Origin of the sequence: Streptomyces sp. Wb2n-11 (assembly GCF_001049855.1) — a bacterium.
Taxonomy (GTDB): domain Bacteria; phylum Actinomycetota; class Actinomycetes; order Streptomycetales; family Streptomycetaceae; genus Streptomyces; species Streptomyces altiplanensis.
Window position 1 is genome coordinate 3785744 of record NZ_CVPB01000001.1, and the last position, 14667, is coordinate 3800410.

General features: G+C 72.1%; 12 protein-coding genes. 1 reads left to right on the forward strand and 11 read right to left on the reverse strand.

From position 1 onward, the window contains the following. Positions 1 to 12: 12 nt before the first annotated feature. The 9 genes from pstC to mshD form a co-directional block, all read right to left on the reverse strand. Positions 13 to 1014 carry a phosphate ABC transporter permease subunit PstC gene (gene pstC, locus BN1555_RS17270; protein WP_093800221.1) on the reverse strand — a complete coding sequence of 334 codons (1002 nt, stop codon included), beginning with the start codon at positions 1012 to 1014 and terminating at the stop codon, positions 13 to 15. Positions 1015 to 1111: 97 nt separating this feature from the next. Further along, entirely contained in the window at positions 1112 to 2245 is a 1134-nt protein-coding gene (pstS, locus tag BN1555_RS17275) for a phosphate ABC transporter substrate-binding protein PstS (RefSeq protein WP_093800222.1), read from the reverse strand. Between the two features lie 426 nt (positions 2246 to 2671). After that, positions 2672 to 3169, reverse strand: coding sequence for an NUDIX hydrolase (locus BN1555_RS17280; protein WP_176710285.1), 498 nt, complete (start codon positions 3167 to 3169; stop codon positions 2672 to 2674). Further along, positions 3166 to 4209, reverse strand: coding sequence for a CHAD domain-containing protein (locus BN1555_RS17285; RefSeq protein ID WP_255306429.1), 1044 nt, complete (start codon positions 4207 to 4209; stop codon positions 3166 to 3168). Before BN1555_RS17285 ends, BN1555_RS17280 begins: the two co-directional genes overlap by 4 nt. A gap of 94 nt (positions 4210 to 4303) precedes the next feature. Continuing rightward, the gene (locus BN1555_RS17290) at positions 4304 to 6544 is read right to left on the reverse strand and encodes an RNA degradosome polyphosphate kinase (protein ID WP_093800224.1); all 2241 of its coding nucleotides are present in this window, start codon (positions 6542 to 6544) and stop codon (positions 4304 to 4306) included. Between the two features lie 228 nt (positions 6545 to 6772). Further along, positions 6773 to 7783 (reverse strand): ABC transporter permease, encoded by a 1011-nt coding sequence (locus tag BN1555_RS17295; protein WP_255306065.1) that lies wholly within the window; start codon positions 7781 to 7783, stop codon positions 6773 to 6775. Next, complete coding sequence (locus BN1555_RS17300) at positions 7780 to 8685, reverse strand: ABC transporter ATP-binding protein (protein ID WP_093800225.1); 906 nt, start codon at positions 8683 to 8685, stop codon at positions 7780 to 7782. Before BN1555_RS17300 ends, BN1555_RS17295 begins: the two co-directional genes overlap by 4 nt. After that, positions 8682 to 9071 (reverse strand): GntR family transcriptional regulator, encoded by a 390-nt coding sequence (locus BN1555_RS17305; protein WP_093800226.1) that lies wholly within the window; start codon positions 9069 to 9071, stop codon positions 8682 to 8684. The genes BN1555_RS17300 and BN1555_RS17305 overlap by 4 nt, the downstream gene beginning before the upstream one ends. Positions 9072 to 9184: 113 nt before the next feature. Then, positions 9185 to 10111: a mycothiol synthase gene (mshD, locus tag BN1555_RS17310; protein WP_093800227.1), complete on the reverse strand. Its 927-nt coding sequence runs from the start codon at positions 10109 to 10111 to the stop codon at positions 9185 to 9187. A 359-nt stretch (positions 10112 to 10470) separates the two neighbouring features. Here mshD and BN1555_RS17315 point away from each other — a divergent pair, with 359 nt between their 5' ends. Further along, the gene (locus BN1555_RS17315) at positions 10471 to 12315 is read left to right on the forward strand and encodes a bifunctional metallophosphatase/5'-nucleotidase (protein WP_093800228.1); all 1845 of its coding nucleotides are present in this window, start codon (positions 10471 to 10473) and stop codon (positions 12313 to 12315) included. A gap of 127 nt (positions 12316 to 12442) precedes the next feature. On the opposite strand, the gene BN1555_RS17320 is transcribed toward BN1555_RS17315, so the two are convergent. Continuing rightward, positions 12443 to 13900 (reverse strand): sensor histidine kinase, encoded by a 1458-nt coding sequence (locus BN1555_RS17320; protein WP_255306066.1) that lies wholly within the window; start codon positions 13898 to 13900, stop codon positions 12443 to 12445. Beyond that, positions 13897 to 14613 carry a response regulator transcription factor gene (locus tag BN1555_RS17325; protein WP_093800229.1) on the reverse strand — a complete coding sequence of 239 codons (717 nt, stop codon included), beginning with the start codon at positions 14611 to 14613 and terminating at the stop codon, positions 13897 to 13899. The genes BN1555_RS17320 and BN1555_RS17325 overlap by 4 nt, the downstream gene beginning before the upstream one ends. Between the last annotated feature and the right edge of the window lie 54 nt (positions 14614 to 14667).

Consider the following 14667-nt stretch of genomic DNA (forward strand, 5'->3'; position numbering starts at 1 on the left):
GGCTTGTCAGGCTCATGCGTTGGCCCCCGAGTACTCCTTGCGGCGGCCGATGATCCAGCGGGCCGCGCCGTTGACCAGCAGCGTGATGACGAAGAGAACGAGACCGGAGGCGATCAGGGCGTCACGGCCGAACTCGTCCGCCTCGTTGAACTTCGCGGCGATGTTCTGAGCGAAGGTGCCGCCGCCCGGGTCGAGCAGCCGGCCGGAGATGATGAAGCTCGGGGAGAGCACGACGGCGACGGCCATCGTCTCGCCGAGGGCACGGCCCAGGCCCAGCATCGAGGCGCTGATGATGCCGGAGCGGCCGAAGGGGAGGACGGACATCCGCATGACTTCCCAGCGCGTGGCACCGAGGGCCAGAGCGGCCTCCTCGTGCATCTTCGGCGACTGGAGGAAGACCTCCCGGGTGACGTTGGTGACGATCGGCAGGATCATGATCGCCAGCAGGATGCCGACCGTGAAGAGGTTGCGGGCGGGACCGTCGCTCGTCTTGTCGAAGATGTAGGTCCAGCCGAGGTACTGGTCGAGCCACTGGTTGAGGCCGGCCAGGTGCGGAACCAGGAAGACGGCGCCCCAGAGGCCGTAGATGATGCTCGGCACCGCTGCCAGCAGGTCGACCACGTACGCGAGCGGTGCGGCCAGCCTGCGCGGGGCGTAGTGCGAGATGAACAGCGCGATGCCGATGGCGATCGGCACGGCGACGGCCATGGCGATGATCGAGCTGACGATGGTGCCGAAGAGGAGGACGGCGATGCCGAACACCGGCGGGTCGCCCGCCGGGTTCCACTCGGAGGTGGTGAGGAAGTTGGCTTCGTCCTTCGAGACGGCGAGGCCGGTGCGGTAGGTGAGGAAGGCCGCGATGGCGGCCATGATCACCAGGAGTGCGATTCCCGAGCCGCGGGACAGACCGATGAAGACGCGGTCACCGGCGTGGCTGCTGCCCTTGGAGGCCAGCGTGGTGCCGGGTCCGGGCGGGGGTGGAGGGGACGAGGTGGTTTCGGTTGCTATATCCATCGGTTTTCTCCGGTCTGCGGAGCCGGCGGGGGCTCCTGGCGGCGGTGCACCGGAAGGCGTGGCCGGCCCCGGGTGGCGGGGCCGGCCACGCCCGGGGTCAGGAGAGGGTGGGGATGGTCTCGCGGACCTTGGCCGCGATCTCGGCCGGGATCGGCGCGTAACCGGCGTCGGCCAGGACCTTCTGGCCGTCTTCGCTGGCGGCGTAGTTCAGGAACGCCTTCAGGGTGGACAGGGTCTCGGCCTTGTTGCCCTTGTCACAGGCGATCTCGTACGTCACCAGGACGATCGGGTAGGCACCCTCGGCCTTGGTGGCGTAGTCCAGCGACAGGGCGAGGTCCTTGCCCTGTCCCTCGACCTTCGCGGCGGCGATGGCCTTGGAGGCGTTGTCCGTGGTGGCCTCGACCGGGGCGGAGGCGCCGGTGTCGATCTTGACGGTGTTCAGCTTGTTGGCGGTCGCGTAGGACAGCTCGAAGTAGCCGATCGCGCCGTTGGTGTCCTTGACGTTGGAGACGACGCCGGAGGAGCCGTTGGCGGCCTGGCCGCCCTTGGCGGGCCACGACTTCGACTTCGGGTCGTACGTCCAGTCCTTCTCGGCGGCCGTGCTCAGGTACTTGCCCAGGTTCTGGGTCGTACCGGACTCGTCCGAGCGGTGGAAGGCCTGGATCGTGCTGGACGGGAGCTTGGCGTCCGGGTTGAGCTTGGCGATCGCCGGGTCGTTCCACTTGGTGATCTTGTTGTCGAAGATCTTCGCGAGCGTCTTGGCGTCGAGGACGAGGTCGTCGACGCCCTCCAGGTTGTAGCCGATGGCGACCGGACCGCCGACCATCGGCAGGTTGATGCCCTGGCCGCCCTTGCAGATCTTCTTCGATTCGGCGACCTCCTCGGGCTTGAGCGCCGAGTCGGAACCGGCGAAGGCGACCTGACCCTGGTTGAACTTGGTGATGCCGCCACCGGAGCCGATGGCCTGGTAGTTGATCTCCACGCCTTCGCAGGCGGCCTGGAAGTTCTTGACCCAGAGGTCCATGGCGTTCTTCTGGGCGGTCGAACCGGCCGCGAGGAGCTGGCCCTTGGCGTCGTCGCACGTGATGTTGCTGGCGGCCTTGGTCTCGCCGGTACCGCCGGTGGAACCGCTGTTGTCGTCCGAGCCGCACGCCGTGAGGACCAGGGCGCCGGAGACGGCGAGGGCGCCGAGCGCGGTGGCGCGAAGCCGGTTCTTGCGCTGAAGCTTCACTGTTCGGGTGTTCCTTCCAGGAGCCGCCGGTCCTGTGTGGTGGCGGCGTGCGAAGAGGTAGATGTTCTCGGGTCCCAGCTACCCAGTGGGGCGGCGTCCTGCGACGTGCCTCGCACCGTGTACGTCCGAAATTAGGCAGAACAGGTGAAGCCGCCGACGGGGGAGGGTGAACGGGAGGTGAACCGTGCCGAACGGTGTGGTGTGCGGGGGCGCCTCGCGGCGGGAGAGGGGTGGAACGGGGTGCGGGTCGGCGGTCCGGGGACCTTCACCTGCGGGTGATGCCCGAAAAGCGGGTCTATACTCCGATATGCGGTTTTTGGCGCCGGTTCCTCGGCCCGTTCGCTCCCGCCGTTTCGGCCACTGTCCGCGGGCCACTGTCCGCCGGACGCCGGACGCCGGACGCCGGACGCCGGACGGATCAGTGGATCAGTCGACGGATGTCCGCTCTTCCCGGCCCGCGCGCAGGACACGGAGAAGGGCGGCGACCAGATCCCTGTCCCTGTCCTGCGTCAGTTGCCTTCGCGCCGCACCGGGACGCAGCCACAGCACGCGGTCCACCTCGTCGTTCGGCTCGAACGAGCCGCCGGTGGCCTCCGCCGCCCAGTAACGGACCACCTTGGGGCGGCCGTCGACCGTATAGCGGACCGTGGGCAGTTCCGGTCCCGGGTCGCAGGTCATGCCGGTCTCCTCCCGCACTTCACGGACCGCCGCGTCCCTGGCGTCCTCCCGTGACCTGAGCTTGCCCTTGGGGTGCGACCAGTCGTCGTACTCGGGCCGGTGCACGAGGCAGATCTCCCACGGCGCCTCCCCCGCGCGAACGGAGCCGGGAGCCCGGGGAACGCCGCCGGGCGGCGACCGGCGCCACAGCACGCAGCCCGCGGCGAGCACGGGGTCCGGGTCCGGGGCGTCGGCCGGGCCGGTCACGGCGCTGTCGCCGCCGTCCGCTGCCACACCTGCTGGAAGGCGAAGCGGGCCGCCTCGACCTCGTGGCGCTGGTCGGCGTGGAGGACACCCAGGGCGTACGCCGTCGCCGGGGCGATGCGCGGGGTGCGGGCCGCCGACGCCGCCGCGCCGGCCGCCTCCGCCGCGTCCCGGTGGCGGTCGAGCGCCTGCGCGGCGAGGCACGTGCCGGTGGGGGCGGTGGGGGCGGTGGGGACCGCGAAGGTCTCCTGCGCGTAGTGGTGCAGGCGCAGGAGGAGCCGTACCTGGTGCCAGGGGGCGTCCTGCGCCTCGCTCGTGGGCGTGGCGGCCAGGCCGTGGACGAGCGCCTCCGCGTTGTACGGGTGCGCGGCGAGCCCCAGCGGAAGCGCGGCCACCGCCTCCTTGAGCCGCTGCTCGGCGCCCACCGCGAGCGGTGCGAGCACCTCGGCGGCGGGCGCGGCGGCGGCGGGGCCGAGCGGAACGTCCGAGGCCAGTAAGGCCACGGCGTCGGCGACCGCGTGGAACCGCGAGGAGCCCAGCGCCTGCAGCGCGGCCGAGTGCGCCCGCGTCCTGGCCAGGGTCAGCTGCCGCTCCAGCAGCGCGCCGGCCCGCGCGGCGCCCACGGTCAGCGTCCCGGTCGGCTGCGTCCGCGACGCCGTGCTCTCACGGGCCCCCGGCGCTGCGGAGGTCCCGCCGCCCGCGCCCGAGAGCCGGTTCAGCGCCTCCAGGAGCCGGTTCAGGCGCCCCGCGTAGGCGTGCTCGCGGGCCAGGGTGCCCGAGAGCCAGGCCAGCTCGCCGCGCAGGGTGTCCGCCCACCCCGTGTCGGTCAGGGGCCGGAACGTGTGCAGCGTCCCGCTGATCCGGCGCGCCGCGCCACGCAGCGCGCGGGTCGCCTCGGCCGCGTCCGCCGCCCCCTGCGGATCCTGGCCGCTCTCGCGGTGCAGGCGCAGGGAGCGCAGGAATTCCGAGGCCCGGGAATGCAGGTACGGGGCCAGGAGGTCACGGGCCAGGAGGTCACCGGCCTGGAGTTCCTGTGCGCGCAGCCGGCTGGACAGGCCCTCGGGGGGCAGCGCCTCGCCCCCCGCCGCCGGAAGGACGGGGCCGGTGTCCGGCCGGGGACGGGTTCGGGATGCGGTGTCACGGTGTTGCACGCCGGCGCCTCCGGGCCTCTATGAGCATTTCCTGTACGTGCCGCAGCGGCTGTCCCTCGGCGTCCGTCGCGTGCCGCGTCCAGTTGCCGTCGGGGCCGAGGTGCCAGGAGGACGTGGCGTCGGACATGCCGGTCTCCAGCAGCCGGCTCAGGGTCGCGCGGTGGACCGGGTCGGTGACCCGGACCAGTGCCTCGATGCGGCGGTCGAGGTTGCGGTGCATCATGTCGGCGCTGCCGAACCAGACTTCGGGCTCGCCGCCGTTGCCGAAGGAGAAGATCCGTGAGTGTTCGAGGAAACGGCCGAGTATGGACCGGACCCGGATGTTCTCCGAGAGGCCGGCGACCCCGGGGCGTATCGCGCAGATCCCGCGTACCCAGATGTCGACCGGAACGCCCGCCTTCGCCGCCCGGTAGCAGGCGTCGATGATCGCCTCGTCGACCATCGAGTTGACCTTGAACCGCACGTACGCGGGACGGCCCGCCTGATGGTGCGCGACCTCTTTGTTGATACGGGCGACCAGGCCGTCCCGCAGCGACTTGGGCGCGACGAGCAGCCGGCGGTACGTCTCGCGGCGCGAGTAGCCGGAGAGCCGGTTGAAGAGGTCGGAGAGGTCCGCGCCGACCTGCGGGTCGGCGGTGAGCAGGCCCAGGTCCTCGTAGAGGCGGGCCGTCTTGGGGTGGTAGTTGCCCGTGCCGACGTGCGAGTAGCGGCGCAGGGTCTCGCCCTCCTGCCGGACCACCAGGGAGAGCTTGCAGTGGGTCTTGAGGCCGACGAGCCCGTACACGACGTGGCAGCCGGACTCCTCCAGCTTGCGCGCCCACTTGATGTTGGCCTGCTCGTCGAAGCGGGCCTTGATCTCGACGAGGACCAGGACCTGCTTGCCGGACTCGGCGGCGTCGATCAGGGCGTCCACTATCGGCGAGTCGCCCGACGTCCGGTACAGCGTCTGCTTGATCGCCAGCACGTCCGGATCGGCCGCCGCCTGCTCCAGGAAGGCCTGCACGGAGGTGGAGAAGGAGTCGTACGGGTGGTGCAGGAGGACGTCGCGCTCGCGCAGCGCGGCGAACACGTCCGGCGCGGACGCCGACTCGACCTCGGCGAGGTCGCGGTGCGTGCCCGCGATGTACTTCGGGAACTTCAGCTCCGGCCGGTCCAGCGCCGCGATCCCGAACAGGCCGGTCAGGTCCAGCGGCCCGGGCAGCGGGTACACCTCGGCGTCCGACATCTTCAGCTCGCGCACGAGCAGGTCGAGGACGTACGGGTCGATGGACTCCTCGACCTCGAGCCGCACCGGCGGGCCGAAGCGGCGCCGCATGAGCTCCTTCTCCAGGGCCTGGAGGAGGTTCTCGGTGTCGTCCTCCTCGACTTCCAGGTCCTCGTTCCTGGTCACCCGGAACATGTGGTGCGCGAGCACCTCCATCCCCGGGAAGAGCTCTTCGAGGTGCGCGGCGATGACGTCCTCGAGAGGTACGTACCGTTGCGGCGACGCCTCCAGGAAGCGGGACAGCAGCGGCGGGACCTTGACGCGCGCGAAGTGGCGGTGGCCGCTGACCGGGTTGCGCACGACGACCGCGAGGTTGAGGGAGAGACCCGAGATGTACGGGAAGGGGTGCGCGGGGTCCACCGCGAGCGGGGTCAGGACCGGGAAGATCTGCTGCCGGAAGAGCGTGAACAGGCGCGCCTGCTCCTTCTCGGTCAGCTCGGGCCAGCGGATGAGGTGCACCCCCTCGTCGGCGAGGGCGGGGCAGATGTCCTGCTGGAAGCAGGCGGCGTGCCGGGCCATGAGCTCGCGCGAGCGGGTCCAGATCAGCTCCAGGACCTCGCGGGGCTGGAGGCCGGACGCGGACCGGGTGGCGACGCCGGTCGCGATGCGGCGCTTCAGGCCGGCGACGCGGACCATGAAGAACTCGTCCAGGTTGGAGGCGAAGATGGCGAGGAAGTTCGCTCGTTCGAGGAGCGGGGTGGCCGGGTCCTCGGCGAGTTCGAGCACCCGCTCGTTGAACGCCAGCCAGCTGCGCTCCCGGTCGAGGAAGCGGCCCTGCGGCAGCTCGGTGTCCGCCTCGGGGCCTTCCGCGTACTCCACGTACGCATCCGGATCCGCGTCGATGTCGGGGTCCAGGTTGGTCACCGGCGATCCGGCCAGGGTGTGCGGGCGGTGCGCGGCGATGGCACCGACGGACGGCTGAGCATGCTGGACGGGGACATCGGCGCTCGGCTGCTGGCTCATGAACCCATTGTTCCGCGCGTGAGGGTCCCCGGGCGCGCCGAAGAAGGGCGATGTGCGGGGGGTTCTCCCGTTCGGGGAGGGGGGTGGCACAGCGGGCTGCATTCCGAGAGGGTCGCAAGCGTGTCTGAATGTGCGGTAACGGAGACATGACATGCAGGATGCGACCACCGGGGCCCGGGATGCGTTTCCCCGGGCCCCGTGCGTCCCGTGCGTCCCGCTCCCGTCCCGTCAGGCCGCGCGGCGGCGCAGTACTCGGAAGGCGGCGTAGGCGGCCCCGGCGGCGAGGGCCAGCACGATGCCGGTCTCGATCAGCTGGACGTACCAGAAGTGCGTGTACGGGTGGAAGTCCACGTACCAGTTGGTGACCTCGAGGTCGGCGGGGCAGTACGCGCCCGGCATCCTGTCCGGGAGGCACTGGGGGAGCACGAAGCGGTCGCCGGCGGCGTTCTGCACCCCCATGTCCGTCATGAAGGCGTTCAGGGGCATGTCCTGGCCCCTGAAATGTTCACCGGGTCCGGTGACCGTACGCACCGGAATCAGGCTCCACCGCAGGCTGCCCATGGCCATCAGCACGGCGCCGGTGACCACGCCGGTGACCGACATGGCGAGCAGGGTGCGGCGCACGAGCAGGCCGGCGAGCGCGCCCGCGGCGACACCGAGCAGGCAGTACGCCACGAGGGCCGGGCCGGTCGCCTCGTACACGCCGCGGTCGTGCCAGGACAGGTTCGCCCGGCCCAGCAGGCCGGACGCGCCGAGCCGGAAGACGCCCATGAGGGCGAGCGTCCCGGCCGCGGCGAGCGCCGCGGCGGTCGCGAGCTTGGACGCGAGCCAGCGCGCGGGGGAGACGGACTGGGTCCAGGCCAGGCGGTGCAGCCCCGACTCCAGCTCGCGGGCGACGACCGGGCCCGCGACGAAGGCTCCGATCAGCAGGGGGAGGAGCAGGAGGAGCACGGAGCCGCGCAGCATGTACTCGGTCAGGAGTTCCCTGGCGCCGGCGAATCCGAGGAAGGTGTCGGGTTCGGCGCAGGGGCCGGGGGTGCTGGGGCAGACGATCTTCTCTTCGGGGAAGGCCGAAGCCGCCCAGCGCAGGAAGCCCGTGACCACTGCCGCCAGCACGATGAGGGCGAGGGCCGACCGCAGGGCGGTGCGGTGGAGGCGCAGGAGTACCCGTCGGGGTCCGCGCGGGGTGGCTTGCGGGGGGCGCGGTGTCGCGTCGGGGGAGGTCAGGGTGGTGGTCACGAGATCACCTGCCGTGCCGCGTCGCGGGCCGTCGTGCCCGGGGTGAGCAGCGGGGGTGTGTCCGGGGAGCGCAGGTGGGCGAGCAACAGTTCCTCCAGGGAAGGCTCCTCGGTCTGCCAGCCGTCGCCGACCGGGCCGTCGGGGCGGATCAGGGCGGTGGTCCCGCGCCCGGTGGCGCGGGCCTCGACGACGGTGTGCGGGGCCAGGTCCTCCACCGGGGCCAGCCCGGTCACCAGGACGTGCGCGTCGACCAGGTCGTCGATCCCGCCGCCGAGCCGGATGCGGCCGCCGGAGACGAGCAGGAGATGGTCGCAGGCGTCCGCGAGTTCTCCGATGATGTGCGACGACATCACGACGGTGGTGCCGTGTTCGACGGCCTCGGCCAGCAGCGTGCCCATCAACTGGTGCCGGGCCAGCGGGTCCAGGTCGGCCATCGGCTCGTCCAGGAGCATGAGTTCGGGCCGCTTGCCGAGCGCGAGGGCGAGCGCGACGCGGGTGCGCTGACCGCCGGAGAGCGTGCGGATCCGCGCGCCCGGGTCGAGTCCACCGCCGTGCACGACGCGGTCCGCGACGCGTGCGTCCCAGCGGCCCGGATTGAGCTCGGCGCCCAGGCGCAGGGTGTCGGCGATGGTGAGCTGCGGGTAGAGCGGCTTCTCCTGCGCGACGTACGCGATGCGGTCGCGGGCCGACGCCGGGTCGGTGCCGAGCACGGTGAGCGAGCCCTCGGTGGGGCGGATCAGTCCGGCCGCGTGGGCGAGCAGGGTCGACTTGCCGGCGCCGTTGGGGCCGACGACCGCGCAGACGCGCCCCGCGGGCAGCCGGAAGGAGCACTCGCGCAGGGCCCAGCCCCGCCGCCCGTAGCTCTTGCCCAGCGCGGCCGCCTCGATGGCGGTGTCCGTCATGTGTGATCTCCCTTGAACTGTTCGCCGAGTACGGAGGTGAAGAGCGCGGCCACGTCGTCCCTCTCCAGCCCGGCCTCGCGGGCCCGCGCCACCCACTCCACGAGCTCGCCGCGCAGCGGTGAGCCGGCCGGGGCGCCGCTGCCCAGTGACTTCCGTACGAAGGTGCCCAGGCCGCGCCGCGCCTCGACCAGGCCCTCGCGTTCCAGTTCGCGGTACGCCTTGAGGACGGTGTTCGGGTTGACGGCGGTGGCTTCGACGACCTCGCGGGCCGTCGGGAGTCTGTCGCCGGGCTCCAGCAGGCCCAGGCGGAGGGCGTGTTTGGTCTGCTGCACGATCTGTACGTAGGTCGCGACGCCGGTGCGCCGGTCGATGCGGAATTCGACCATGTTGCCTCTACCCCCCTTTCACTAGTCAAGTAGTGGAATGGTGATGCGAAGAAGGGGCGGTGTCAACCGACGCCGCCCCCTTGACCGTTGCCGCGTCGCGGGCTACGGCTGCGTCACGACTCCGTGCGGTACATCAGGTCCGTCTCGTGCGTGGTGAAGCCGATCCGCTCGTACACCGTCACCGCCGCCGTGTTGTCCGCGTCGACGTACAGCATCGCGGTCGGCAGTCCCTGCGCCGCCAGGTGCCGCAGGCCGGTCGCGGTCAGGGCCTTGCCGAGGCCGCCGCCCTGCGCGTCGGGGCGGATGCCGACGACGTACACCTCGCCGAGCTGCTCCTCGGCGTGCACCTTCGTCCAGTGGAAGCCGACGAGTTCGCCGCCCCGCTCGGCCAGGAAGAAGCCCTTCGGGTCGAACCACGGCTCGGCCTTGCGGTCGTCCAGGTCGCGCTGCGTCATCCCGCCCTGCTCGGGGTGGTGGGCGAACGCCGCCGCGTTCACGGCGAGCCAGGCGGCGTCGTCCTGTCCCGGCACGAAGGTGCGGACCCCGACCCCCGCCGGGTACACCGGCTCGGGGACGTCCAGCGGGCTCAAGGGGCGCCGCATCTGGCGCAGTTCGCGGAAGAGGGTGAGCCCGAGGACCTGGGCGAGGTGGCGCGCCGCCGCCTTCCCGCCGTGCGCCCAGACCCGCAGCCGCTTCCCCGACGCGTCCAGCACGGTCGTCCCGAGCGTGCGGCCGTGCCCGGCGCCGCGGTGCGCGGGGTGCACGACGAGCTCGGCGGCCGGTGCCTCGACGGGGTCGGTGTCCTCCAGCTGCGCGTATCCGAGGAGGGGCCCTTCGCCGACGTACAGCAGGAAGTGCCGTACGCCTTCCCGGTGTCCGCCGCGCAGCTGAAGCCGTCCCTGCTCGGAGACGGCCTGCGCGCCGTCCGCGCGGGCGGCCTCGTCGAGGAGCGCCAGGACCTCCTGGGCCTGCTCCTCGGTGAGCGCGTCGAGGGTCTGGATCTTCCTGAGGAAGGCGGGGGTGGCGGGGTCAGTCGTCATGGGTACGAGCGTACGGCGACGGTGGTGCGAGAGGGCGCCGGACGGATCCGGTCCCCGTCGATCGGCCGAACCGCTCCCCGCGCCGGGCGTACCCGGCCGCCCCGGCCGCGCTCCCGCCGCCCTCGCGCGCGGGGTTGCCCGGCCCGCCCGTCCATCCCGCCCGCCCGTCCGTCCGTCCGGCCCGTCCGCCCGTCCCGTCGCGTTCCGTGACGGAAGAGTTCCGCCGTACGGGCGGCGGCCGGGCAGAGGCCGATGTACGGCCGAAGGCAACCACCTTGTAACCCGTCACCCCCTGTTGCGCTACGCGCGTTGACTTTAGGCTGCGGTTCGTCCGTCACGCTGAACTCACAAGGGGACAGATGTCAGCGAACCCTCGCACCACCCGCACCCACCGCGCGACCCGGCGCGTGCTCGCCTCGGCCGCCGGCCTCGCCACCCTCGGTGCCCTCCTCGCGGCGATGCCGGCCGGCGCGCAGGAAGGCGACCGGGCAGCCGGCGGCGGGCACCACAAGCCGAAGTCCTCGCGGACCGTGGACGTACAGCTGCTCTCCTTCAACGACCTGCACGGGAACCTGGAGCCCCCGGCGGGCTCGGCCGGCACGGTCAACGAGACGCAGCCCGACGGGACGGTGAAGGCGGTCCCGGCCGGCGGCGTCGAGCACCTGGCGACCGCGCTGCGCAAGGCGCGCCAGGGCGAGCGGTACTCCGTCACCGCGGCCGGCGGCGACATGATCGGAGCCAGCCCGCTGATGTCCGGGCTCTTCCACGACGAGCCCACGATCGAGGCGCTGAACAAGCTCGACCTCGACGTGTCGGCCGTCGGCAACCACGAGTTCGACGAGGGCGCCACCGAGCTGGCCCGCATGCAGAACGGCGGCTGCCACCCGGTCGAGGGCTGCTTCGAGAAGGGCAAGGAGTTCCCGGGCGCGGACTTCCCCTACCTCGCCGCGAACGTGACGAACGAGAAGACCGGCAAGCCGCTCCTCAAGCCGTACACGGTGTGGGAGAGGAAGGGCGTCAAGATCGGCTTCATCGGCGTGACCCTGGAGGGCACTCCGGGGATCGTCACCGAGAACGGCATCAAGGGCCTGAAGTTCCACGACGAGGTCGAGACGGTCAACAAGTACGCCAAGGAGCTCGACCGCCGGGGCGTCAAGTCGATCGTCGCGCTCATCCACGAGGGCGGCTCGCCGGCCTCCTCGTCGTACAACTACGACTGCGACTCACCGGGCGCCGGCGACGGCATCTCCGGTCCGATCGTCGACATCGCCCGGGGCATCACGCCGAAGGTCGACGCGCTGGTGACGGGCCACACCCACCAGGCGTACGTGTGCACCGTCCCCGACCCGGCCGGCAAGCCGCGCATGGTCACCTCGGCGTCCTCGTACGGCAAGCTCTACACGGACACCACGCTCACCTACGACCGCCGCACCAAGGACATCGTGCGTACGGGCGTCAGGAGCGCGAACCACATCGTCGTCCGCGACCAGGAGCAGGCCAGGATCTGGGCCCCGGACATGACCTCGCTGATCGGCCGCTGGAACGCGCTGGCCACCCCGATCGCGAGCAAGCCGCAGGGCTTCATCGCCGCCGACATCAACGGACGCGGCTCCACGGCCCCCGAGAAGCCGCTCGGCGACCTGATCGCGGACGCGCAGCTGGAGGGCCTGGCCCCGGCCGACAAGGGCGGCGCGCAGATCGCCTTCATGAACCCGGGCGGGATCCGCTCCGACCTCGTCTTCAAGGCGAGCGGCAGTGAGGGCGACGGAGTCGTGACGTACGGCGAGGCGTTCACCGTCCAGCCGTTCACCAACATGATGAACGTCGTCGACCTGACCGGCGCCCAGCTCGTCACCGCGCTCCAGCAGCAGGTCAGCGGCGGCAACGAGGCCTCGCCGAAGATCCTCCAGGTGTCGAAGGGCTTCACGTACACCCTCGACATGACGAAGACGGGCGCCGCCCGCGTCGACGTCGCCTCGGTGAAGCTGAACGGCACCCCGCTCGACCCGGCGAAGACGTACCGCGTCGCGATGAACGAGTTCCTCGCGGGCGGCGGCGACGGCTTCCCGGTCTTCAAGGAGCACAGGAACAAGCTGGTCGGCGCCTCCGACCTGGACGTCTTCAACGCCTACCTGGCGAAGAACTCCAGCGCGGCCGCACCGATCACGCCGCCGGCCGCCGACCGGATCACGATCGTGAAGTAGGCACCGCACCGCACTGCGGCACAGCACAGCACAGCACGGCTCAGCGGGGCGGCACCCGGACCGGGTGCCGCCCCGCACCGCTGCCGCCGGGGCCGGACGGCGTCGCGAGGACGCTTCCCGCGGAGGTCTAGCCGGTGCCGGGCGGCGGTACCGGTGCGCCCGGCAGCCTGATCACGGCCTCCGTGCCGCCGCCCCCGTCCGCCGGGCGCCGCAGCGCGACCGTGCCGCCCGCCTGCTGGACCGTACGGGCCACGATGGACAGGCCGAGCCCCGAACCCGGCAGGGACCGGGCGGACGGCGAGCGCCAGAAGCGTTCGAAAACGTGCGGGAGTTCGGCGTCCGGGATGCCGGGCCCGTGGTCGCGCACCGTCAGTCCGCCGTGCCGGTCCAGGGTCACGTCGACCGCGGCGCCCGGCGGGCTGAACTTCACCGCGTTGTCCAGGACGTTGACCAGCGCCCGCTCCAGCGCCGCCGGTTCGGCCCGTACGTACCAGGGGGAGAGGTCCGCTTCGATCGTCAGCCCGGAGCCGCGCAGCCGGGCGCGCTCCAGCGCGGCGGCCGCGATCTCGTGCAGCGCGACGATCCTCGGCGGGCTGCCCTGCTCGGCCGTGTCGGGCCGCGCGAGCTCCTGCAGGTCGCCGATCAGCGACGCCAGTTCGGTCATCTGCGCCTTGACGGACACCATGAGCGCGGCCCGGTCGGCGGGCGGGATGGCCCGTCCCGTCTCGTCGCTGCGGGCCAGCAGCTCCACGTTCGTACGCAGGGACGTGAGCGGGGTCCGCAGCTCGTGGCCCGCGTCGGCGATCAGCTGCGCCTGGCGGTCGCGGGAGGACGCGAGGGCGGTGGTCATGGCGTTGAAGGAGCGCGAGAGGCGGGCGATCTCGTCCTCGCCCTCGACCGGGATGCGTACGGTCAGGTCCTCCGTGCGCGCCACGTGCTCGACGGCGCCGGTGAGCTTGTCGACGGGGCGCAGGCCCGCGCGGGCGACCCAGAGGCCGGCGGCGCCGGCGCCGACGACACCGATCCCGGACACCGTGAGCAGCACCCAGGCGAGGGAGCCGAGCGGCTCGTCGATCTCGTTCACCGGGCGGGCCACGGAGAGCGCGAACCGGCCGGCGGCGGGGCCGGTGCCGGCGATCCGGCCCAGCGGCCGGGTGTGGACGCGCATCCGCGTGCCGGCCTTGTCGGCCGTCGTGTGCAGCGCGTCGTCCCGCAGCCCGCTCGCCACGGCGATGTCGTCGCGCTGCGCGGGGATCGGTGAGGACCTCGGGGCGGTACAGGTCCGGCCCGACGCCGCCACGATCTGCACGGAGTACTCGCTGGGGAACACCGGGGCCGGCAGGGCTCCGCCGCTCAGGCAGGACGCCAGCAGGTCCCCGGTCGCCTTCTCGTCGAACTCCGCACCCCGCAGCGAGTCGTCCATCTGCTCCTGGAGCTGAGCCTTCGTCACGAACCAGCACGCCGCCGCGACCGCCGCCACCGCGACCGCCACCGCCGTGGCCGTCAGCAGCGCCAGCCGGGACCGCAGCGGCAGCGCGCGGAACCTGCGCAGTGACGCCGATGCCGGCGCCGGCGCACCGCTCACGCCTCACCGCCCCGCAGCGCGTACCCGACCCCCCGCACCGTGTGCACCAGGCGCGGCTCGCCGCCCGCCTCGGTCTTGCGGCGCAGGTACATCACGTACACGTCCAGGGAGTTCGAGGTGGGCTCGAAGTCGAAGCCCCACACCGCCTTGAGGATCTGCTCGCGCGTCAGCACCTGGCGCGGGTGCGCGAGGAACATCTCCAGCAGCGTGAACTCGGTACGGGTCAGCTCCACCGGCCGGCCGCCCCGCGTCACCTCGCGCGTCGCGAGGTCCATCCGCAGGTCGGCGAAGGACAGGACGTGCCCCGGCGCCTCCTCGCCGGCCGCCCCGGCGGCGTACCCGCTGCGCCTCAGCAGCGCCCGGATGCGGGCGAACAGCTCGTCCAGTTCGAACGGCTTCACCAGGTAGTCGTCGGCGCCCGCGTCGAGCCCGGTCACGCGGTCGCCGACCGTGTCGCGGGCGGTGAGCATCAGGATGGGGAGGGTGTCGCCGGACGAGCGGATGCGGCGGGCCGCGGTCAGGCCGTCCATGCGGGGCATCTGGATGTCGAGGACGATCAGGTCCGGTGCGTACGACGCGGCCTTGGCGAGCGCGTCGATGCCGTCGACGGCGACCTCCGTCCCGTACCCCTCGAAGGCGAGACTGCGCTGGAGTGCCTCGCGCACGGCGGGCTCGTCGTCGACGATCAGGATGCGCTCGGCGGGGCTGTTCATCGGTCTTCCTCGGCCTGTCTGTGGTCGCTGCGCGATGGCTGGCGCGGGCCCGTG